Source organism: Paenibacillus sp. ov031 (genome assembly GCF_900143165.1).
GTDB lineage: Bacteria > Bacillota > Bacilli > Paenibacillales > Paenibacillaceae > Paenibacillus > Paenibacillus marchantiae.
Genome location: NZ_FRDO01000010.1, coordinates 1 through 20,840 on the forward strand (window position 1 = coordinate 1; position 20,840 = coordinate 20,840).

At 45.8% G+C, this 20,840-nt stretch carries 20 protein-coding genes; 9 read left to right on the forward strand and 11 right to left on the reverse strand.

Annotated features, from left to right (window positions below):
* Nucleotides 1-301 (forward strand): IS3 family transposase (locus tag BUA17_RS27925; RefSeq protein ID WP_139295749.1); only part of this gene is annotated, 301 nt, incomplete at its 5' end.
* A gap of 100 nt (nucleotides 302-401) precedes the next feature.
* Here BUA17_RS27925 and BUA17_RS27930 read toward each other — a convergent pair.
* From BUA17_RS27930 to BUA17_RS27950, 5 genes are all read right to left on the reverse strand, one after another.
* Nucleotides 402-1,622, reverse strand: coding sequence for an MFS transporter (locus BUA17_RS27930; RefSeq protein WP_063567173.1), 1,221 nt, complete (start codon nucleotides 1,620-1,622; stop codon nucleotides 402-404).
* A gap of 33 nt (nucleotides 1,623-1,655) precedes the next feature.
* Nucleotides 1,656-2,255: a TetR/AcrR family transcriptional regulator gene (locus BUA17_RS27935; RefSeq protein WP_063567182.1), complete on the reverse strand. Its 600-nt coding sequence runs from the start codon at nucleotides 2,253-2,255 to the stop codon at nucleotides 1,656-1,658.
* 121 nt (nucleotides 2,256-2,376) lie between these two features.
* On the reverse strand, nucleotides 2,377-3,528 hold the full coding sequence (locus BUA17_RS27940; protein WP_063567172.1) for a S1C family serine protease: 1,152 nt from the start codon (nucleotides 3,526-3,528) through the stop codon (nucleotides 2,377-2,379).
* 14 nt (nucleotides 3,529-3,542) lie between these two features.
* Entirely contained in the window at nucleotides 3,543-4,787 is a 1,245-nt protein-coding gene (locus BUA17_RS27945; protein WP_072735643.1) for an FxLYD domain-containing protein, read from the reverse strand.
* 159 nt (nucleotides 4,788-4,946) lie between these two features.
* Entirely contained in the window at nucleotides 4,947-5,366 is a 420-nt protein-coding gene (locus tag BUA17_RS27950) for a VOC family protein (RefSeq protein WP_063567181.1), read from the reverse strand.
* A 273-nt stretch (nucleotides 5,367-5,639) separates the two neighbouring features.
* Between BUA17_RS27950 and BUA17_RS27955 the strand changes: the two genes are divergently transcribed.
* Nucleotides 5,640-6,395, forward strand: a complete 756-nt coding sequence (locus BUA17_RS27955; RefSeq protein WP_072735644.1) for a class I SAM-dependent methyltransferase — start codon at nucleotides 5,640-5,642, stop codon at nucleotides 6,393-6,395.
* A gap of 105 nt (nucleotides 6,396-6,500) precedes the next feature.
* On the opposite strand, the gene BUA17_RS27960 is transcribed toward BUA17_RS27955, so the two are convergent.
* The gene (locus BUA17_RS27960) at nucleotides 6,501-8,597 is read right to left on the reverse strand and encodes a penicillin-binding protein PBP4(5) (protein WP_072735645.1); all 2,097 of its coding nucleotides are present in this window, start codon (nucleotides 8,595-8,597) and stop codon (nucleotides 6,501-6,503) included.
* Between the two features lie 147 nt (nucleotides 8,598-8,744).
* Between BUA17_RS27960 and BUA17_RS27965 the strand changes: the two genes are divergently transcribed.
* The 5 genes from BUA17_RS27965 to BUA17_RS27985 all read left to right on the forward strand — a co-directional run bounded on the left by BUA17_RS27965 (nucleotide 8,745) and on the right by BUA17_RS27985 (nucleotide 15,753).
* Nucleotides 8,745-9,149 carry a CBS domain-containing protein gene (locus BUA17_RS27965; RefSeq protein ID WP_063567168.1) on the forward strand — a complete coding sequence of 135 codons (405 nt, stop codon included), beginning with the start codon at nucleotides 8,745-8,747 and terminating at the stop codon, nucleotides 9,147-9,149.
* A 388-nt stretch (nucleotides 9,150-9,537) separates the two neighbouring features.
* Nucleotides 9,538-11,817: a glycosyltransferase gene (locus BUA17_RS27970; RefSeq protein ID WP_139295751.1), complete on the forward strand. Its 2,280-nt coding sequence runs from the start codon at nucleotides 9,538-9,540 to the stop codon at nucleotides 11,815-11,817.
* A gap of 17 nt (nucleotides 11,818-11,834) precedes the next feature.
* Nucleotides 11,835-12,986, forward strand: coding sequence for a hypothetical protein (locus BUA17_RS27975; protein ID WP_072735646.1), 1,152 nt, complete (start codon nucleotides 11,835-11,837; stop codon nucleotides 12,984-12,986).
* A gap of 119 nt (nucleotides 12,987-13,105) precedes the next feature.
* On the forward strand, nucleotides 13,106-14,527 hold the full coding sequence (locus BUA17_RS27980) for an MBOAT family O-acyltransferase (protein ID WP_072735647.1): 1,422 nt from the start codon (nucleotides 13,106-13,108) through the stop codon (nucleotides 14,525-14,527).
* A gap of 14 nt (nucleotides 14,528-14,541) precedes the next feature.
* Nucleotides 14,542-15,753: an alginate O-acetyltransferase AlgX-related protein gene (locus BUA17_RS27985; protein ID WP_072735648.1), complete on the forward strand. Its 1,212-nt coding sequence runs from the start codon at nucleotides 14,542-14,544 to the stop codon at nucleotides 15,751-15,753.
* Nucleotides 15,754-15,856: 103 nt separating this feature from the next.
* Here BUA17_RS27985 and BUA17_RS27990 read toward each other — a convergent pair whose 3' ends face one another.
* The 3 genes from BUA17_RS27990 to BUA17_RS30705 form a co-directional block, all read right to left on the reverse strand.
* On the reverse strand, nucleotides 15,857-16,303 hold the full coding sequence (locus BUA17_RS27990) for a hypothetical protein (RefSeq protein WP_072735649.1): 447 nt from the start codon (nucleotides 16,301-16,303) through the stop codon (nucleotides 15,857-15,859).
* A complete protein-coding gene (locus BUA17_RS27995; protein ID WP_072735650.1) occupies nucleotides 16,300-16,749 on the reverse strand; it encodes a hypothetical protein in 450 nt (149 codons plus the stop codon). Before BUA17_RS27995 ends, BUA17_RS27990 begins: the two co-directional genes overlap by 4 nt.
* A gap of 107 nt (nucleotides 16,750-16,856) precedes the next feature.
* Nucleotides 16,857-18,005, reverse strand: a complete 1,149-nt coding sequence (locus BUA17_RS30705; protein ID WP_083584894.1) for an effector binding domain-containing protein — start codon at nucleotides 18,003-18,005, stop codon at nucleotides 16,857-16,859.
* A gap of 159 nt (nucleotides 18,006-18,164) precedes the next feature.
* Here BUA17_RS30705 and BUA17_RS28010 point away from each other — a divergent pair, with 159 nt between their 5' ends.
* Nucleotides 18,165-18,764, forward strand: a complete 600-nt coding sequence (locus BUA17_RS28010; RefSeq protein WP_072735651.1) for a hypothetical protein — start codon at nucleotides 18,165-18,167, stop codon at nucleotides 18,762-18,764.
* 127 nt (nucleotides 18,765-18,891) lie between these two features.
* Nucleotides 18,892-19,104 (forward strand): DUF6366 family protein, encoded by a 213-nt coding sequence (locus BUA17_RS28015; protein ID WP_063567161.1) that lies wholly within the window; start codon nucleotides 18,892-18,894, stop codon nucleotides 19,102-19,104.
* Nucleotides 19,105-19,209: 105 nt separating this feature from the next.
* Here BUA17_RS28015 and BUA17_RS28020 read toward each other — a convergent pair whose 3' ends face one another.
* Nucleotides 19,210-19,713: an MgtC/SapB family protein gene (locus BUA17_RS28020; protein WP_079697238.1), complete on the reverse strand. Its 504-nt coding sequence runs from the start codon at nucleotides 19,711-19,713 to the stop codon at nucleotides 19,210-19,212.
* 33 nt (nucleotides 19,714-19,746) lie between these two features.
* Nucleotides 19,747-20,778, reverse strand: coding sequence for a LacI family DNA-binding transcriptional regulator (locus BUA17_RS28025; protein WP_072735652.1), 1,032 nt, complete (start codon nucleotides 20,776-20,778; stop codon nucleotides 19,747-19,749).
* Nucleotides 20,779-20,840 lie beyond the last annotated feature (62 nt).

A 20,840-nucleotide genomic window follows, 5' to 3' on the forward strand; every position in this document is an offset into this window, starting at 1 on the left:
CCTCCTGCATTCGGATCAAGGCTGGCACTACCAGATGAAGCAGTATCAACATGCTTTGAAGGAACGGGCGATTATCCAGAGCATGTCACGCAAAGGAAATTGTTACGATAACGCAGTAATGGAGAACTTCTTTGGCATTATGAAGTCAGAATTTCTCTATCTTAATGAGTTTGAAAGTCTAGATGACTTCAAGCAAGAACTAGCACAATACATCGATTACTACAATCACAAACGCATTAAGTCAAAATTAAAAGGCATGAGCCCGGTACAATACCGAATTCATGCCATACAGGTTGCATAAAAATATTTGTCTAACTTTAAGGGGTCACTTCAACATCGTTCATGTGTAGCCGACTGGCTTTTTGTGTTGGTTCACTCGCTCATTCATATTCAAATCAGGATTACATTTCTGCTTTGGCGTTGCCTGTGGAGTTAACTCCTCTTAATACCCGCAGAGATAACAGGAAACAGATTGCCAGAACAACAGCTGCTGAAACGTAAGGATAGTTGATATTCACATCAAACAGTGCTCCCGCTACAATTGGACCTGCGATATTCCCCAAACTTGTGTAGGCTGAGTTCAATCCGGCCACAAAGCCTTGCTGTTCTTCCGCCAGTTTGGACATCTGCGTACTGATTGCCGGACGCAATATATCCATACCAAGGAAGACGATAAACGTTACGACAAGAATCATCCAGTAGGTGTTCACAAACAAGGTCAACAGTACAAATACGGCTACAAAAAGCAAGCAGACCGAAATGACTTTTTTCTCACCAAAACGGTTTAACAGCCAGCCAATCATGGAGACCTGCACCACAGCTCCCGCAATGGAACCAAACGTAATAATGAATGCAATATCCTTGGTGGTGAAGCCAAATTTGTGATCCACAAACAGTGAAAATACCGTCTCATAGTTAGCCAGACCAAACGCCATGACAAATACGATAATCAAACTGAAAAAGTAAGGCTCCCGGTACGAATGCAGCAACTGGGAAACCATGCCCGGGCTTTTGACCTTTGCTGCACCCGCAACAGGTTTGGTTTGCTCTCCGGTAATTCTGGTCGATTCCGGCAAAATAATCAATGTAATGATGGATGCCAGCAAACCTGCAATACCTGCGGCATAGAAAGGAATCCGAATGCCAAAGTCCGCGATATATCCGCCGATCCCCGGACCAATAATAAATCCTGTAGTAATTGCCGCATTGATTAATCCCATGCCTCTACCGCGTTCTTCATCTGTCGTAATATCTGCGGTATACGCCATAACTGCCGGGAAGATCATTGCTGCACCGATTCCGCCAAGCATCCGGGCCGCGAAGAGCAGCGATGGTGCATTCACAGCACCAAACATAAACTCCGATACAGCAAAGATTAACATGCCGCCAACAATAATTTTTTTACGTCCCAAGATGTCAGACCAACGGCCCGCAACTGGAGAAAACAGAAACTGCGTGAAGGAGAATGCTGCTACCAGCAAACCAACCGTGAACCCGGTGATATGCAGTAGATCCATGTACGCAGGCATAATAGGTACAACAAGACCTATACCTGTAAAAACGAGAAAAATATTAAACATTAACAGCAGCAATGCGCCCCTGTTCCGTGTAAGTAATGCCATGATTCCATCCTCCGTAGTTGTCAAAATGTTGCCTTAAGCTTTATCTTTTGCTATTCCATATAAGAATACGCTAGCCGCCTGGCGGTATAAGGCAAGAGCCTGTTCTGGCTCCATTCCGCGCGACAGCTGACTAAGTCCAATAATGGTGCTTTCCAGAATGAGCGCAAGATTGTCTGCGTTGTCTGCCTTGAACTCTCCGCTCTCTATCCCCTGTTCCACCAATTGTTTGTTAAATTGAATATGCCGCTCAAACATCAAAGATATTCGTTCTTCAATATCATTTTCTTTCTTTTCCCCGGTAAAAAACTCATCTGCCGCCTTGGTTAGCGGGTGATTCATATCGTCGAGGATTAATTGTTCTGCCAAGCCGTAGATCTTCTCCGTAGAAGTATGATACAGATGCTCCTTGGCCGCCCAATTCTCTTCCCATTCCCGATCCCACTCATCAATCAGATACAGAAAGAGGCCTTCCTTACTTTTAAAATGGTAATAGATATTGCCTTTGCTACTGCCTGTCGCAGCCACAATATCTTCAATGGAAGTTGCTTTATACCCTTTTTGCACAAAAAGAGCTCTTGAGGCATCCGCAAGTTTCTTCTTGGTCTGCTCGGTTTGAATTTGCTTTTTATTCATACTCATCCATTTCACTCCGCCTCTTGCATACTGAACGTTCGTTCTGTATTTTAACAGAACCATCACACTTAAGCAATCAAAAAGGAGAATCGGCTTGGTGCCCATTCTCCCTACATAACTTTCATTTCACTTTTTTTCCTTGACCATGAAGTATTTTCAGTTGTCCATTTTCATAACCGACTTGATACGTAACTTTATATTTCGTGGTGACCAATTCACTGTCTTTTCGTTCATCCGCTGTAATAACCGCAGTGACCTCTATTTCATCATTTGACTTGTCTGAGGACGAAACTTCGGCAATGGTAACATAACTGGTGTTGATGTAACCTTCACGGAACTTGGCATAACTTATACCGCTCTGCCACTCACTGCCAAGCAAGGCATAGGCGGTAACATAGTCATTCAGATTCAGGTTCATATAAAATTCGGTCACCAGACCCTCCGCTTCCAAAGAAGCTGAGTCTGCTCCCGATCCCTGACTGCCACTCGTCTGAACCGCCGTTTTAGACGATGATGGTTTCTCAGACCAGGCCTGGACCTGCTTCAATACACTAGTGATAGGAATGCTGAACCCAATTCCACCTTCCTGCTCCACAACGGCTGAATTAATGCCCAATACTTCACCGGTTTCTGCACTGATCAGTGGGCCACCGCTGTTGCCGTGTGTAATAGGCGCCGAGATTTGATACAGATTACTATAGATATACGGGGCAATTTCGAAGCTGCGGCCAACTCCGCTGATAATGCCTGTAGTTACGGTGTTCTCCAGACCCAGCGGACTACCCAGAGCGAGAATCTCATCACCCGTCTCCGCTTTGGATTTGGCGATAGGTAGCGGTTTAACTTTTTTCAGATCAGGCACCCTGACGACAGCAACATCCGTCTCTTCTCCAATCCCGATAACGGTTCCCTTATACTCCTCATGATTCAGGGTTCGAATCGTTACTTCTTTCGACCCCTCCACCACGTGAGCATTAGTTACCACATCCCCCTGATCATTGTAGAGAAAACCGGAACCCAGTCCGCTGCTGCTCTCAATCGTAACCACTTTCTTCTGACTCTCTTCAATAATCTGTTTACGTGTTTTCTTCACGGCTGTCTGGGAGGACGGTTTAGACGCTGTGGTTGCCGTTTCCTTCGTAGTGACAACAGCCAGTCTTGGTCCATCCTGCAGTTGATCTGCTGAATACTGATGAATCCAGAACACCCCTCCTGCTCCCGCTCCAATAATAATTGCACTGGATATAATCGTACTCCATGTTCGTTTGGCCATTCCAACCTGTCCTCCTATTCCAGATACCACGTTGCGTTCACTACAGAAACTTCAGCTTCCTCGTACACACCGTAATAATACGTTTCAAAAAATCCCTGATCCCCTACATCAAGCCAGCTTGGATACACATCCGCATAGGTTTGACCGAGATATGCCCCGTCTGAGCTGTAGATGTCCAGCATAACCGTCACGGAAGAGATAGGACGAGTGGCATTATTCACGATTGAGCCGCTTATATACAGATCGCCATACATATCAAGCGTCGCTTCTACGTCTACAATACTCACCGCTGCTGTGCGGTTTTTCAGGTCTTCTTCTGCCGCTTGTTGCTCAGCAAGTTGAATTCGTTCGGCTTCTGCTTTTTCAAAAGCCTTCTTCTCACTCAGCACCCGTTCGCGATATGCTGTCAATTTGTCATCCTCGGGCGCGTAGGACAGTCCCAGATCAACGGTTTGCAATGCAGCCGTAAAATCCTTTTTCTTCACTTGCTGTTCAGCTTGCTTATAGCTAAGGCCAGCCAGCTTGTCGATGATTTGTTTCTGAACCGCCTCTGCTTCCTTGCCTTTCAATTTCGATACCGTGTCCAATTTCTCAGCAAGTGCCTGTACGGTTGTCAAACTATCGATTTCTTTCTTTACCTTCAGGACAGCCAGTGTCACCTTGTTGTTGTTTAGAGTCGTACGTACCTTGGCAAATACCGGTTCTTCTCGCTCTTTCAACACTTTCGCTACAGCCTGAAGTGTCTTGTCACCTGCAGCAAGTTTTCCCGTTTTCAAACTTGTCGCAGCTTCGTTCAGCTGATTCATTAGATTGAAGGCTTTGGCTGTAATTTGGCGATCCTGCACAAGTCCATCAACATTTGGCCGTTTCGCAAGAGCCGAGTCCAGAAGTTGAAGCGCCTCTTGATATTTTCCGTCCAAGCCCGCCTGCTCCGCCTGTTGATGCAGTGTTTTTACCTCCGCATTGATGCCCATCTCCTGCTTGTAATAATAAGTCAACAAGGCCCCCATCACCGCTGCCAGAAGCAGTGGAATAATCCAGCTAAATGCTCGGCCTTGTGCCGTGTTGCTCTGCTTCGGTGCAGACTGATGCTGTCTGGATAACTGATCTAATGCTTTGCCCGTTCCACTTTCCAGACCAACTGCTGTTTCTGCCCAAATCTGTTCATCTGTAGAGCTTGAATCTTTTAATTTCGTTCTACACTTTCTACATGTGCTGTCCCCTGGATTGCTTTTGGTCCCACATACGTGACAATACACCCTGATCCCTCCATCAAAAAGAACGTATGTATACTATGCTATTTATACATGAATCGACACTTATCATATAGTAAAAAGGTAAATTACACCATATGTTATTGGGATATATGAACGCAAAAAGTGCCTCCCTGTTAATAGGAAGGCACTGACAAATGTATTCTATTCTTGCGTAGGAAAGCTACTTAGATCCATATAGGAAACTTCCCATAGATGATCATCCGGGTCCTGAAAACTCCACCCATACATAAACCCATGATCTTGAGGATCATTATACGGCTTGCCGCCAGCATCCAGGGCAGCTTGTACAATCAGATCGACTTGTTCACGACTCTCCACCGACAAGGCTACGATGACTTCCGCCGTGTCCGCCGCGTTGGATATTTTTTTCGAAATAAAAGATTGAAAACGATCCTCCACCAGCAGCATCGCATAGATGTTGTCTCCAATGATCATGCAAGTCGCAGACTCGTCTGTAAAATTCACATTGAACTCAAACCCTACTTTGGTAAAAAAATCAACGGACCTCTTCAAATCCTTAACGGGCAAATTAACAAAAATCTGCTTAGCGCGAACAGCCACCATCGATCACCTCAATCTAATAGAATGGATTTCACCTCAAATTAACATCTCGCGTATACGCTGTCAATTCATTATAATAACGATATTCCAAACTGTGAGGTGACACGGATGTTATTCCGAATCGTTCGAAGTAATTAGTCGTCGGGCTGGGTCAAAACGCGTACCAGCTAACATGGGATACGTCTGCCCTTTTGAGCCTGTTCGGCATCTAATCGTAACGATTTGGTACAACATCTGTCTAGAATCAAGAACTCACATTGGAGGAATCATATAATGAAGAAAAAGATGGACTATACTACTTTTTACGAACGTATTGGGCAATTGAATGGCTGGGACTTCAGCTCCCTGAAAGTGACTTCAGAAGGCATCGAATGGAATTTCTACGAGGAAGTTATACGCTGCACCGAACCGTCTGATCTATTGCTTGATATTGGTACAGGTAGTGGAGAAGCTGTTCTTTCCATCTCGAATGCCGCACTGTTATTGGTTGGAATCGACCTTTCCCGGGGAATGATTGAGACTGCCCAGCGTAATCTTAAGGCATCTGGTTCCAGGTCGAATGTCCGTTTTGTGCATATGAATGCAGAGCAACTGACATTTCCAGATCAATTCTTTAATGTGGTTTCCTCCAGACACTGCGACTTCTGCGTTACAGAAGTATTCAGGGTATTGGCTGATGGCGGTGTATTCCTTACCCAACAAGTCAGTGAAAATGATAAATGTAATATCTCCAAGGCTTTTGACCGTGGACAATCGCTGGGCGTTCAGCCTGGCACATTAATGAAACAATACAAACGTGAACTTCGCGAAGCGGGTTTTCGTGACATTGAGGCACACGAATATAATGCAACAGAATATTACGCCACGCCTGATGATCTGCTTTTCCTACTGACCCATGCACCGATCATTCCCGGTTTTGGAGAGAAGGAATCCGACTTAGAGCATTTCCAACAGTTTGTTGAGCAAAATCGCTGCGATAAAGGGATTCGAACGAACTCGGCACGTTTTATGCTGACAGCTCGGAAATAAATCTTATAACATAAAGGCAAAATAAAGCCCATCCACCATTTTAGTAACATGAATGGTGGATGGGCTCTTCAAATACTAAAGATACATCGTAAATCGCAAATCAATTTACTGCGTTACTCCCTTTTTCTCCAGGAAAGGCTTTAATTTATCCAAAACATAATGACTGCCGCCTCGTCCGTTCACTTGTTCAATGACTGCGGCTATAAGGAAGGATGGTGATTCGGTATCAAACACCACAACAAAACCGTTCTCCTGTCCTTTTTCCCCCTTCTTGGCCTTAAGCTCGGCAGTCCCTGTCTTAGCCGCCAGTCCTTCAGGGAGTGAGTTCAAGGAATGAGCCGTTCCTCCCGATCGGGTCACGACCTCGCCCAAGGCATCCTTAACCGTATTTGCGACTTCAGGTGTAATCACAACTTCCGGTTCGGCGGTTTCCTTTTCCTCTATCAGTACAGGCTTCACCATTTTTCCTTCATTAATAAAAGGGGTGAAGGAGGATGCCAGATGGATCGGCGACATCAACATTTCTCCCTGTCCATAGGATGTGTCAGCGAGCAGCACCTCGGATGACAAATCGAGATGTGCCTCGTTTGCATACTGACTTGGTTTCAAATACAGTTCATCCAGTCCAAAGTTGTCTCCAAAACCGAACTTCTGAATGCCATCTATGAACTTGGCGCTGCCCATCTCAACAGCTTCCTTCGCAAAATAAATATTGTCTGAGTAGACCAGCGCATCAACCATGTTCACCGGGGATACACTTTTCACACGTTTCACATAGTAACCGCCCCAGCTCTCATCCTTGCGCCATTGCAGACCAGAGATATCATGCGATTTGTCCGCTGTGGTAACCTTCTCCATCAAACCTGCCGCTGCCGTAATGGCTTTGAAGGTTGAACCTGGTGCATAACGGTTCGTAAACCGATTGATAAAAGGAAGCTTTTCATCTGCTGAATAGGCATCCCACTCTGCCTGTGTCAGTCCCGTAACCATCTTGTTCGGATTATAGGCAGGCGCACTTGCCAGTGCCAGCAGATTACCATCCGTTGGGTTCATCAGCACCATTGCTCCGGCGTCACCACCACTCGATAATGTCTTATACAACTTGCGCTGTTGCTCAGAGCTTATCGTCAGTTGAATATTCTCTCCATCCACTGCATCCTTTCGAATAAGCTCAGAGCGAGTGTTTCCAGATTCATCGGTGATCTCGATCAGGCCACCTCGTTCGCCGCGAAGCTGTTTCTCTAAGGATTGCTCCAGTCCGGCTTTGCCAATCCAATCTTCCGCACGATAGTATCCTTCCGTATCTTTCTCCAAATCTTCCTTGGTGGCCTTGCGCACATAACCGATTAAATGAGCAGCAGCCTCACCAAGAGGATAATATCGTATTTCCTTGGATTGAACTTGCACACCAGCCAGTGCTGTAGGCACCCGGGAGTCCTCTGTTGAAGCAATCGGGACAAAATATTCCGGCTTCACCCATTTCTGTGCAAGTGCGGTGTTAATCATAGCTTCTGTTACTTTGTAATGCTCCGCGATTCGGGCGATCACCGGCTCCGGATGTTCTCCCAGCTTCTCAGGTACGATGCCCCATTCATATATATTTCCCTTTGTTGCGAGGGGCAGCCCTTCACGATCAACAATGTCTCCTCGTTCCGGGAAAAGGGTTTTCACCCGAACTTTGCTTCCCTTGACCATGTCAGTCAGAATCATGGATGGCTTCCAGTTGATCCGCCAGACTTTGCCACCCTCCTCAAGGTCTTCACGCACCAGTTTCAGTGTATGCGTCTCGTCCACTTCCCCGAGGAAGGTCGTTAACTGCAGACTGTAGTCCACTTCGTAGGCATCCGGATTTTGATTTTGATTTTGGTTTTTATTTTCATTACCCATGCCGTCCGTTGTCTCTTCGTTTACTTTCGGTTTCAATTCTGCCTTAATCGCAGAAACCTCCATACCCGAATAGATTGCATTGTATTTTTCCACAAATTGTTCACGGTTCATGCCGGACTCTGTCAAAGAAGCAGGCGTCATCAAGGTATACAGTTGATCAAATTCTTTCTTTTGCAAATGCTCTATGTACTGATTAACGGTTACCTCAGGCTTTACTTCCTCTGTTTTGCTATTCTGCATGTATAAGTACATTCCGATTCCACCGGCAAATAAGATGGGAAGCAGTCCATAAATAATTTTACGTTTCGATTTCATGATCACATCACCTCTAATATACACTATAGATTTCCAGCCTCAATTAAACAATGGAACAAATCTGACGAATTTATCATTAAAAATAGCCGAAAGCTCACATAATATGTTTAAATAAGGAGAGTGAGATTACAGTAAAGGAGCCCGATGATGGAAATCAGCTATTTTTTACTCCCCAAAGCCGACGTGGCCTATATCAAGTCTTCCGCTTCGATGAAAGATGCGATCGAGCAGCTTGAATTGCAGCATTATACCGCCATTCCCGTGATTGACCAGGATGGAAAATATGTTGCCACCCTGTCCGAAGGCGATTTGTTATGGAAAATGCGGAGCACTCCCGGACTGACATTTGAGACGATGGATCAGGTCCAGGTGCATGAGATCGACAACCGTGTATATAATGAATGTGTCTTTATTAAGGCAGAAATGGAGGATATGCTGACGCTGGCAGCAGATCAAAACTTTGTGCCTGTGGTGGATGTGGACCGTGTGTTCCTCGGTATTATCCGTCGCAAGGATATTATTGAGTATTATACGCGCAACATCTCCGACTAAATTCGAAATGAATATATGCCTTTTGCTGATCATAATGGCAGAAGACTGCAACAGAAATGACGAGTCCTTGGGGCAATATCACTAAGTTACTTAACTTAATGACATTGCACATTGAGCTCGTCATTTTTGTGTTTTCAGATAACATCCAAGCCCCACTTTCATCTTTGCGAAAAAAATAAATAAACATATTGCGCAAATTTCGACAAATAACTACAATAATTATTGTGATACGACAAAATTAACCATCAAAAATTGAACCAATGGCTCTATATTTAACGAGGTCCTATCTCTTTTTTCAGAATTTGTTCAGAATCGTTTAGTACAATGATCACATTCTTTTTATTCCGATAGGCGGCACTACTCAGAAAAATTAGGAAGAGGTATTCACTTGAACTACTTAAGTACACGCAACAAGATACTTGTCACAGCTACTGTGATTATGTCTTGTATTTACGTCATTTGGCGTACATTTTTCACCATTCCTTTTGGACATGGCCCTCTCGCCGTAACCGCAGGTCTTGCCCTCCTCATTGTCGAACTTATAGGTATGTTCGAACTGGCCGTCCATTTTTACAATATGACCCGGCTCGAATATCCCGAACTTCCCGTTGTTGACGAAGCCTTATATCCGGATGTGGATGTATTTATCGCAACTTATAATGAACCCACATCGCTTCTGTTCAAAACGATTAATGGCTGTCTGAACATGGATTATCCTGATCGCTCCAAAGTACATATCCATCTGTGTGATGACTCCAACCGTCCCGAGATGCGGGAGCTGGCTGCTCATCTGGGCATTAACTACCTTACGCGAACAGAGCATGTACATGCCAAGGCGGGTAACCTGAACAATGCCATGAAGCATACGTCTTCCCCACTAATCGTCACCTTTGATGCAGACATGATTCCAAAACATGATTTTCTGACGGCGTGTGTTCCCTATTTTCTGACCGGAGAAAAAATTGGGTTCGTGCAGACTCCACAGAGTTTCTATAATCCCGACCAGTTCCAGTACAATCTGTACTCCGAGAACCGGATACCGAATGAACAGGACTATTTCTATCGGGACGTACAAGTGGGACGCAACAAATCCAATTCCGTCATCTATGGCGGAACAAATACTGTACTCTCCAGACAGGCACTGGAAGACGTCGGCGGATTCTATACCGGTTCCATTACAGAGGATTTTGCCACTGGTATTGAAATGCAGAGCAAAGGGTATCGCTGCTTCGCTACCAATAAAGTACTGGCCTCCGGACTTGCTCCCGGTGATCTGAAAAGTCTGATCAAACAGCGTCAGCGCTGGGCGCGCGGTTGTATCCAGACAGGTAAAAAAATGAACCTTCTCTTCAAAAAAGGACTTAGTTTTGCGCAAAAACTGAACTACATTTCTTCCATTACCTACTGGTACTCCGGGTTAAAACGACTGCTGTACATCATGTCACCCATACTGTTTGCCGTGTTCGGCGTTCTGGTTGTGAAATGTACCATTCTGGAGATTCTCGTGTTCTGGTTGCCGATGTATCTGTTGACCAACACCTGCCTGCGAATGTTATCCGGCAATATTCGAACCACCAAATGGACCAATGTATATGAGACCATTCTGTTCCCTTCCCTTCTGCCCGCCGTCATTCTGGAAACTCTGGGCATCACGATGAACAAATTCGTCGTTACCCGCAAAGACGGTGCGCAAAATGATGATCGGAACTATCAGATTAAACAGATGATTCCTCATCTGATTCTGGCGGTACTATCCATTATCGGAATCGTGAATTGTATCCACTGGACATTTAGCCAGGGAACAATTGGTTTCCTCGTTGTACTGTATTGGTTATTGATTAATTTCTACAACATCATGATGTCGATCTTCTTTCTGGCTGGACGCAAAGTGTTCCGCAATCACGAGCGCTCAATGGCTGCTGTGGATTGCACGCTCACAACGGAAGGGGAGATCATCTCCTGCATCACTCACGATCTCTCGGAAGGTGGCATTTCCGTCATGCTGGATACACCGAAGTACATTCCAAGTGATCTGGAGATTGGCATTAAACTGGTAAATGACCGGTATTCAAGCGAGTTTACAGGCAAGGTGGCACATGTCGCTTCGATCGGAAACCGTTGGAAATATGCTTTTACCGTTAAGGATATCACGGAACAAGAGCAGCGCCAGCTGCTGCACATCATCTATGATCGCGAACCTACACTGCCTCAGAAGCTGGACAAGGATATCAGTACATTTGAAGATATTCGTCTGAATTTTGTACGTCGGGGTCAGAGTGAGTTCATGTCCAACCGGAAGCTGGCACGAATTGCGCTAAATCGCGAATTGCCAACGGCAGATCATGGAACCGTGACATTGATGGATTTCAACTATGAATTCGTCTTGGTGGAGATGGAGCCTCATGATTTGGTCAATGAGATCCAACTTCCGCTTAGCGAAGACATCTCACTGGAATGCGTGTGGGTGCAGTCCCTGCGTAACAAACGAGGCAATTTGTACCGCGTGACCAATATTCGAGATATTGCTCGCAACCATCAGATGCCAACCTTGGAAGCTCTGCTGAAACAGTGGAATAAGGAACATATCCAGTTGGATAAAACAGGCCCTGCATCACAGGGCAAGAACAACATCTCTCCAGACGAACTGAACGAGATGGCTTATCTATAGAGGGGAGGCAAGAAAGCATGATCAAGAAGTGGAAACAACTGACACTTGTCGCCAGTCTTGTTGTGTTGTGGAACGTATATCCCATTCAGGCTGCTCAGGCAGAGCAGCTTAAGGTGAGTGGGAATACACTCCATGAATGGAACAACGGAGCTAAGGTAGACGCCAGCGTTGATAACAAAGGCAGTATCCAGATTAAGACCTCCACGCTGGGGCTCAAAAAAGGATACTATTCGGCCTACGTCTATGAGCTGCTGAATCGAGACTGGTCAAGCTATGGGGCTTTGACCTTCTCCATCCGCAATGAATCGGACCGAAAGCTGCCTCTTAATATCGTACTGACCCGAGCGGATAAAACTTCCCTTACTGTGTCTGATGATCGAAACGTCATCGTAGTCGAGAAATCAACCGGACAGGCTGAACTGGTTCGCCCGGTATCCGGCCTGATTGCATTGGAACCGGGATTTGTCGGACAGATTCGCATCCCCTTTTCCAGCCTAATGGTCCAGGACAAGGCCAGCTCGGCAGGTCAGGTGAACTTGGGTAAAGTCATTGGCTGGGGCATTACAACCACAACTCCCGAAAACGCCAAGCTGAGCTTCCTCATCGGCAACATCAAGCCGTTGTCCAAGAAGCAAGCTGTGGTGGAGAATGGGCTCACCACCTTGCAAATGACCGGTGACGAACGTGTGGTGAAGCCTGTAGCCGGGGAATCCATTGCCCAATACGGTGTTGAATCCTCCTCAGAAGAAAAGCCCAATGTAAAATTCCAGCTCGACACCCCCGTGCAGGGAGTATCCATTACACCGGATGGACTGCTAACGCTTCATACCGATGTCGATGCTGAGCAAGCCACCATACGTGCACTTGTGAATGACAAATGGAATCTGACAACGACCGTCATGCTGGATCGCTCTTCGGCCATGAATGTTCAGGAGAAAGACGGAACGCCACGTTCTATTCCTGACCCATCTGAAGTTACCAAGGTACTCAGCCCTGCGGACCCACTGATGAAAACATCGGTGGGATGGTTTATTCGACTCTTGTTAACAGCTGCCGGAATCCATGGACTCGTCCTCTACTGGATGTGGAGAAGACAACGGAATACCCAGGGCGCCAGAAAACGACGTTCCCGGGATGATCGACAAGCACGGCGACCTTTTCGCATGTAAACGACCCTTGCAGACCAACTCGCATCCTGAGATGCGGGTGTCTGTCTGTTTTACTTGAGCATGTTGCATCACAATAGATACAACGTGCTCCCTTATATGATCCTCAAGGAGGAAAGGCAGTGCTCTTTTCCAGTGTAATCTTTCTATTTTATTTTCTGCCGCTTGTGCTGGGGCTGTATTACATACTGAGATTCTCGATTACGGCCAAAAACATGCTGCTGCTGGTTGCCAGCCTGTTCTTCTATGCATGGGGTGAACCGTGGTTTGTCCTCATCATGCTGGCCTCCATCTGTTTCAACTATATCTTCGCCCTGCTTGTGGACAAGTTCAGAGAAAAACGGAATGCCGCTCACACCATCATTACGTTGATGCTTATCGTCAATCTGGGTATGCTGTTCGTCTTTAAATACATGGCTTTTGCACTGCGTATTGTGAATGAGAATACAAGCTTTGGCCTAAATATCCCGAATATTGCGTTACCGCTAGGGATCTCGTTCTTCACCTTCCACGGAATTTCCTACGTCATCGATGTGTATCGCGGACATGGTGCTGTGCAAAAAAATCTCTTTTATGTGGCGCTGTATATCTCCTTCTTCCCTCAGCTCGTTGCCGGACCGATTCTGCGCTATAACACGATTGCCGATCAGATGGTTAACCGAAAGGAAAGTTGGGACAAGTTCGCACTGGGCTGCTGCCGCTTCATTGTCGGTCTGGGTAAAAAGGTGCTGCTATCCAACAGCATGGCGATTGTCGCTGATCACATCTTTAGCATGGGTGGGGCCTCAGATATTCCAGCAAGTCTGGCATGGCTTGGAGCCATCGCCTATACGTTGCAGATTTATTTTGATTTCTCAGGATACTCCGATATGGCGATTGGTCTCGCCCTCATGTTCGGTTTCAAGTTCGAAGAGAACTTCAGATATCCGTATATCTCCCGCTCCATCACTGAATTTTGGCGCCGCTGGCATATCTCGCTGGGCACCTGGTTCAAGGAATATGTTTATTTCCCACTCGGGGGATCACGTGTCACCAACAAGGATAAAATGATTCGCAATCTGCTCATTGTCTGGGGACTGACTGGCGTGTGGCATGGTGCGGAGTGGACATTTGTAGTCTGGGGATTGATTAACTTCGCATTCATTGCGCTGGAGAAAATCTCTAACTTTGATAAAGGTACACGCTTCAACCCGCTGCGGCATCTCTATGCCATGTTTATTGTGGTCATCGGGTGGGTGATCTTCCGTTCACCGGATCTAATACAAGCTGGCAACTATCTGGGCAACATGTTTGGACTGTACGGTAATGGGTTCTGGAGCGAAACAACCTGGATGTTCCTGAAGGAATACGCGCTCTTCTTCATCCTGGGTATTCTGTTCTGCATGCCGATTGCCACGCGAATGAACAAACTGATGGTTGACGGCGCACGTTTCAGCAAACCATTGGAACTGGTGTACCCGATCACGATCATCGTTTTATTCCTGGTCTGTGTATCGTATCTGGTCAAAGGTACATACAATCCGTTTATTTATTTCAATTTCTGAGAGAAGGCACAAGCATGCACAACTTTTTTGCCAAAAAGAGAATCACGGCTTTCCTCTTCATTCTCGTGCTCGTGACATTCTCTGTCCTAAATATTATTCAATCCTTCGGGCCGATCCAAAAGACACTGGCTTCAGCGGACTTCCATTATTCTGAAGCCAAAGAACTGATTCACGAACTGGATGACGACATTAATGAACATGTCTTCGATAAATTCGGCTTCGTGGAAGCGTATGGATATATGCAATCACTCATGTGGAAGAACGAGGAGAACAACTTCGAGGTCGTAAAAGATATGGAGGGCAAGCTGCACTATACCTACTTCGCTACAGGGCCGACGGATACAAAAGATCTATCGGATCGGGTTGCTGCGCTGGGAGCACATTTGGACCCCAAAACAAAGCTGACTTATGTGATGACACCAGACAAATACGTACGTGGGTATACCCAGTTCCCGGAAGGCATTCCTTACAATTATAACAACGAAACCGCCGATGGCTTTCTGGCCAATCTCAAGCAGGATGGCATTGATACGGTGGATCTGCGCGAAGGGCTGTTGGAAAGTGGCATTCCGGCAAAGGATCTCTTTTTCACCACGGATCACCACTGGAAAATTAAAACCGCGTTCTGGGGCTTCGGCCAGCTCGTGAATCATCTGGACGGCATGTACGACAAGCCGCTGGACCCGGATCATTATTTCACGGACTTAAATAACTATAATGTGGTTCCGTATCAGGACATTTTCATTGGATCACAGGGTCGAAAAGCCGGGAAATACTTTGCTGGTGACGATGACTTTGACCTGATTTATCCGAAGTTCAAAACGGACTATTCCTTTTACTTCAAAACCGGCGAGACGGAAGCCACATTGAACGGCCGCTTTGAGGATGCTCTGCTTACGACCTATCCGCTGAATGTACAAGGAGCTACCTATGATCTAACCGCTGACAAGTACTTTGCGTACCTGTACGGAAATCAGGGAATCGTTCATGTGATGAACAAAGACAAACCGAACGGACTCAAGGTACTGTTCATCAAGGACTCTCTCGCAGTGCCGATGATCTCCTTCCTGTCGACTGTCGTGTCTGAGATTTATCTGATTGATCCACGGTATTATACGGGAGACATCATGGATTTCGCTAGCAAAACCGACCTGGATCACGTCTTTGTGTCCATATCGCCGCAGGATCTCGTAGATGAATTTTTCCCTTACGGATCGAAAGATTAACTTGGTGAAGGATCATTCATCTATATAAATTCGAAAGAAAGGGTACCCCACAGCCAATGATCTGGCAGACAGGGTACCCTTTTCTTTTTGTAATCCAATAGAATCAGTTTCGTTCACGCTTCGCCCTTTGTTCCTTATAATATTGCAAAACGTCACGCGGGCTGCCTTGAAACGCTCTTTCCTTGCCATATGCATACGCCAGATCCAAATTTGCAAAAGCCTCATCATGCTGCTCTAGCCTCATGCAGACTACACCCAGCTCAATCCACGGCCCGGTATTAATATCCGAACCTCGGGTTTGCAGTGCTAATTCAGCCCACGGCTTCGCCAGTGCGTACTGCTCCAAGTCCATATGTGCATTCACGTGACAGGAAGCGATCCAGCTTGCCATTTCCCAGTCGGTTTTCGGCTCGGGCAACATCCCCCATGCCTGATCATAATAGATCAGAGCTTGCTCATGCTGCTGCGTTTCATCGAGAACATTGCCTGCTTCTACTGTTTCGATAATTTGTCTCTCCAGTTCGGAATGCTCCGGTGTCAGATCCTTCACTCCGTAACCTCCTCCTCCAGTTCGAAATACCATTCCAGAAAGTTATTGAAGCTCGCCCACTGCGGTGTACTTTCACCGCTCAGGAAACGTTCGATCGACTCACCAAGCTCCACCAGAGCCACATCTCCCGTTTGACGGTTATAAAAGAACCCACCCTCGCCCTCAAAGCTGTCCAGCGGGATGTAGGCTTCTGGCAATCCCAACGTGAGTTGAGCCACCGTCATGTCCTCCACATATACGGTGTTTTCCATCATCCAGCAGATCTGATAGATTTCCTGATGTCTGCTGTAAAAGGTCGGACCATCATCAGCATGCAAATAAAAATGTGCAAACTCAGATTCAAGATCAATACCCAGTTTACGTAAAGCTTCTTCATACTCTGCTGGCACATCTTCATGCCACCAGCCCTGATTTTGACAATAATCAATCACTTTATTGGATAACATATTAAGCCTCCTAATGAATCGAACATGCTGCAGCCATGATGAGTAAACCCTCTGGTACTAGTATATTTATCTATATAACGATATAACCAGGCCTGTTATTCGTTAAATCACGACAAAGGTTTAACAGGTATCCATACTTGAGGAGGAAGACCCTGACCTCGGTATACCTCAAGTTCCGGAATTCCCGCGTGCTTGTAAGGGGTCGCTCCATACCATTCGCTCATAATATACTTCCACAACCACTGTATCGCTTCTGGCGCCAATTCATCGGCTTCGAACACCATCCAGTGGGACGCGGGAATCTCTATTGAAAACAAACCCTCAGGCACTTCCCCGGAGTGTGAGGTTGCGATCCAATATTCCATTTGATCGCTGTGTAATTCCCTCTGATCTATACAAATGCCGACCAAACCGGAGACGGCCCCGTTATTAAACTCGTTTAAACGATCTTCTATTCCGTCCGCCAAAGCTTCCTGCCACATCTTTGGAATCTCTCTCAAATTCTCGCCATCCACACAAGAGAACGTTCTTTTAATGCCTACGAAAGTTAGGGACTGCTGTTCAATCAAGTTATCTTTCACATTCATGGAATGGGCTCCTTTCAGATCAAGTGCAGAACGATATGGAGTGTGGTTACCCATCACCCATTCATGAAATAATTGGTGAGCGCTGCTGGCATCCGGAGCCATGAAGAGATACGTTCCTTCCACCTCTCGGCGGCTCAGCTTGGAATCAAAAAGCTCCCGATCCTCTTCTTCATTCAAAACAATTCGGTACGTCCCATCTTCCTCTCGGAAACCGATCGCGTGCACATTCGTATTTTGTTTATAATATCCCAGCTGCAAAACGGCTGGTTGTTCTTCTGCCATTTCCCCTGTGGAGATCGGATTAGGAAACTCCTCGTCAAATCTCTCTTCTTCCAGCACGATGCCCTTAAAGAAACCATCAACCACTCTGCCCAGACAATCCACCATGAGATTTGCATATTCATAGGGAAACTGTTGGATCTCGTACACATCCCGATCCGAATGATGCCATTGCAGATGCTCCATGATTTTGGAATACGTGAAGCTAACGGCGCTCGCCATTTCCCGATCCAACGGCTGGTCCGCGGTAAGACGGGTCAATTCCACAATACTGTTCACATACTTCCAGAATAACAACTGGTCGATGCGCGCTTCCTCGTGCAACATGTACAAAAAGGTATTCTCCTCCGCACGCGCATTGCGCAGCAGTTCCTGAAGCGATTGTTCCATATACAATATATCCTCCCGGGTTTTACTATAAATACTGTATCAAAAGAGCAAGACGATTGGAAATGGGTTCATGCATAACCAGCCTTAGTTTCCTTATTCTGGTGCAACTTTACCTTCATTCTTTCGTCTAATGATTAACTAACAACGAAGGAGATGACTATGCGAATAAGTTGCAGTCCCGGTTTCCCAGGGAACATGATTGGGTCAATTGATCTTCAACCTACCAAGTTTAATATGGGTGTTTCAAGCAACAGCGAGATTACTCATCACGTTAACGCTGAACTCATTGCCATTCCCTATATGGAAGATCCCGAATTCGGATCATACTTTGATGCGATGAAGATGATGAAGGGAACGTACCAGGAAGAGTTTCACGTAAGTTATGATGTGGAATTTACGATTGATGTGGATAAAAAGGGGTACATCACTCAGTTCGAGCATACCTTTGCACTGAATCGTTACCTTGATCTTGTACGGACACAGTCCTATAAAGTGATTAAGACGAATTGGAAAGCACGTTCCTTCCATGTCATGACCTACAGTTATATGGAGGAAGTGTGTAACCCGAACAACGTAATCTTCAAATGTAACCATGCAGATGATGTTTTCGTTGTAGCCGATCTTGTCCCCTATTCTATCGGTGGTGTTGTGGAACAGCCCCATCATCGCTACCTTCAGCTCCGTGCATTAATCTCGGCGAGAGACGATCTCTACCCGATCGACTATATGTGTGAGCCCAATTTTGATCTTAGCATCTAACCATAAGTCCTACATCATTTGAATACAGCAAAGAGCACAAAGCGTTCCTGACTTATCCGGATCACCTGTGCTCTTTTTGAATATAGGTTCTGTTTACCAAAAAAAATTAAATCTCAGGGGTGGTTACATGGATTTCCGAGAAGATACACGCGAAGAAAAAAGAGAACGTTTGAGACAAGAAGAATTAAAGGGAAACCCCATGGGTACGTTTGGTGATGGCATAAATCGTGCTCAATTTGGAAGCTTCTCAGATTTAGTTGGCGGGTTGGGATGGAAAGGCACTGGAATCCTCATTATATTATTGATGATAGGTTATGTAATTTATAAATTAGTGTTCTAGATAAGGATTGGGATAACTATGCATTCTTCGTTATTTGAATAAAATAAGCGTATTCAAAACTTTCTATCGAATACGCTTATTCATTTGCTGAAAATACTCAACCATTTAAGCACTCAAGTCTTTCTTTTCTTCCTTTGCCACCAGCTTCTTGTGCTCCCACTTCTCAATCCAACCCCCAACCCGGATGAAAAAGAAAGCTACCGCCATCGAAAAGGTCACAATTCCGTAGAAACCGGCGCCCGTGCCAATACCGACCCCACCTGCAAATAGGATCATTGCTGCAGATGTCAAACCTTTCACTTCAAATCCGGCCTTCATAATGAGTCCTGCTCCGAGAAAGCCAAGGCCCGAGACGATTTGAGCCGCCAGACGCATTGGGTCCATCATCGTTCGGTTATGCAGCTGTCCGTACACTTCAACACTCTCAATGGATACGATTGTAATGAGCGCAGAAGCGACAGTGACAAATGTATACGTCTTTACGCCAGCAGGTTTGTTCTTATGGGTCCGATCGAATCCGATTAACAGCCCGAGCACAGCACTGATCAGAATTCGGACATAATATTCAAAAGGTACAGAGTTGCCCATCCAGGATGTAAACGTTATCATATTTAACCTCACGACATCCGAAACTCATTCTTGCTAATTCTTGATCGAGGAACAAGAGTTTCTTTCTATAATTTTGCTAGGCACAATCTTGTTATTCTCGTACGTTCCCTCCAGAATACCCAGCTTATGCATGAGCAGCCTTACCGACTGAACACCCAGCTCAGATGGTTGCAAATCCATTCCCGTCAAAGAAGGTCTTACTTGGTGCATCATGGACTGATCACCGCAGATGACAAACAATGAGATATCTTCTGGCACACGCAGACCCGCGTCGTTAATGGCATTAAGAGCGCTAAATGCAGTACGGTCGTCATCTGCAATAATGGCCGTAACCCTGCCCATGGGGTTCTTCACATTATGAAGTGTCTCATCATAGCCGTATTTAATATACTTGTCTGAATGAATACCTGGTTTGTAATGGATCATTCCGGGCTGGATCGTCACACCATGTTCCTGCAGTACCCTGACGAACTCTTCCGACCGCTCAATGGAAACCGTCATCTGCTCCCCGGCGTTCAGAAACATGATGTTCCGATGCCCCAGTCCAAGCAAATAATCGCAAATATCGCGCATGACCTGTTTATTATCATTATTGACGGTAGATACACCCTGAAGTCCCTTGTTAATGATTTTGCCAATCGTGACAAACGGAATGTCATGCTGATACAGCAGATTGATCCGGTCATCCTCTTCTGTAGGCCCCAGCACAATAGCCCCGTCAATAGGATAGCTCGCAAGTGAGGGTGTCTTCACCTCTTCGGCAGCAATCATATCCAGAAGCACCCGATATCCGTAATTGGAAGCTTCCAGAATGACACCATTGATAAACTGATTATGGAACACGCTGAAAAAGAATTTGCCGTGCGGAATCGTAAGCCCGATCGCCATTGTTTTCTTGGTGACCAAGCTTCTTGCAATATGATTCGGCACGTAATTCAATTCCTTCGAAATTTGCAGTACTTTCTCGGTTACCTTTTTGCTCGTTGGCCTTTTCTGGCTGAATACGTTGGATACCGTTCCCTTGGATACACCCGCCAGACGGGCTACATCATCAATCTTTGCCATTAGGAACAACCTCTCCTCAACACTAGTTCGATTTCGTGCTCGCGAGTTCAAAGATGACTGAT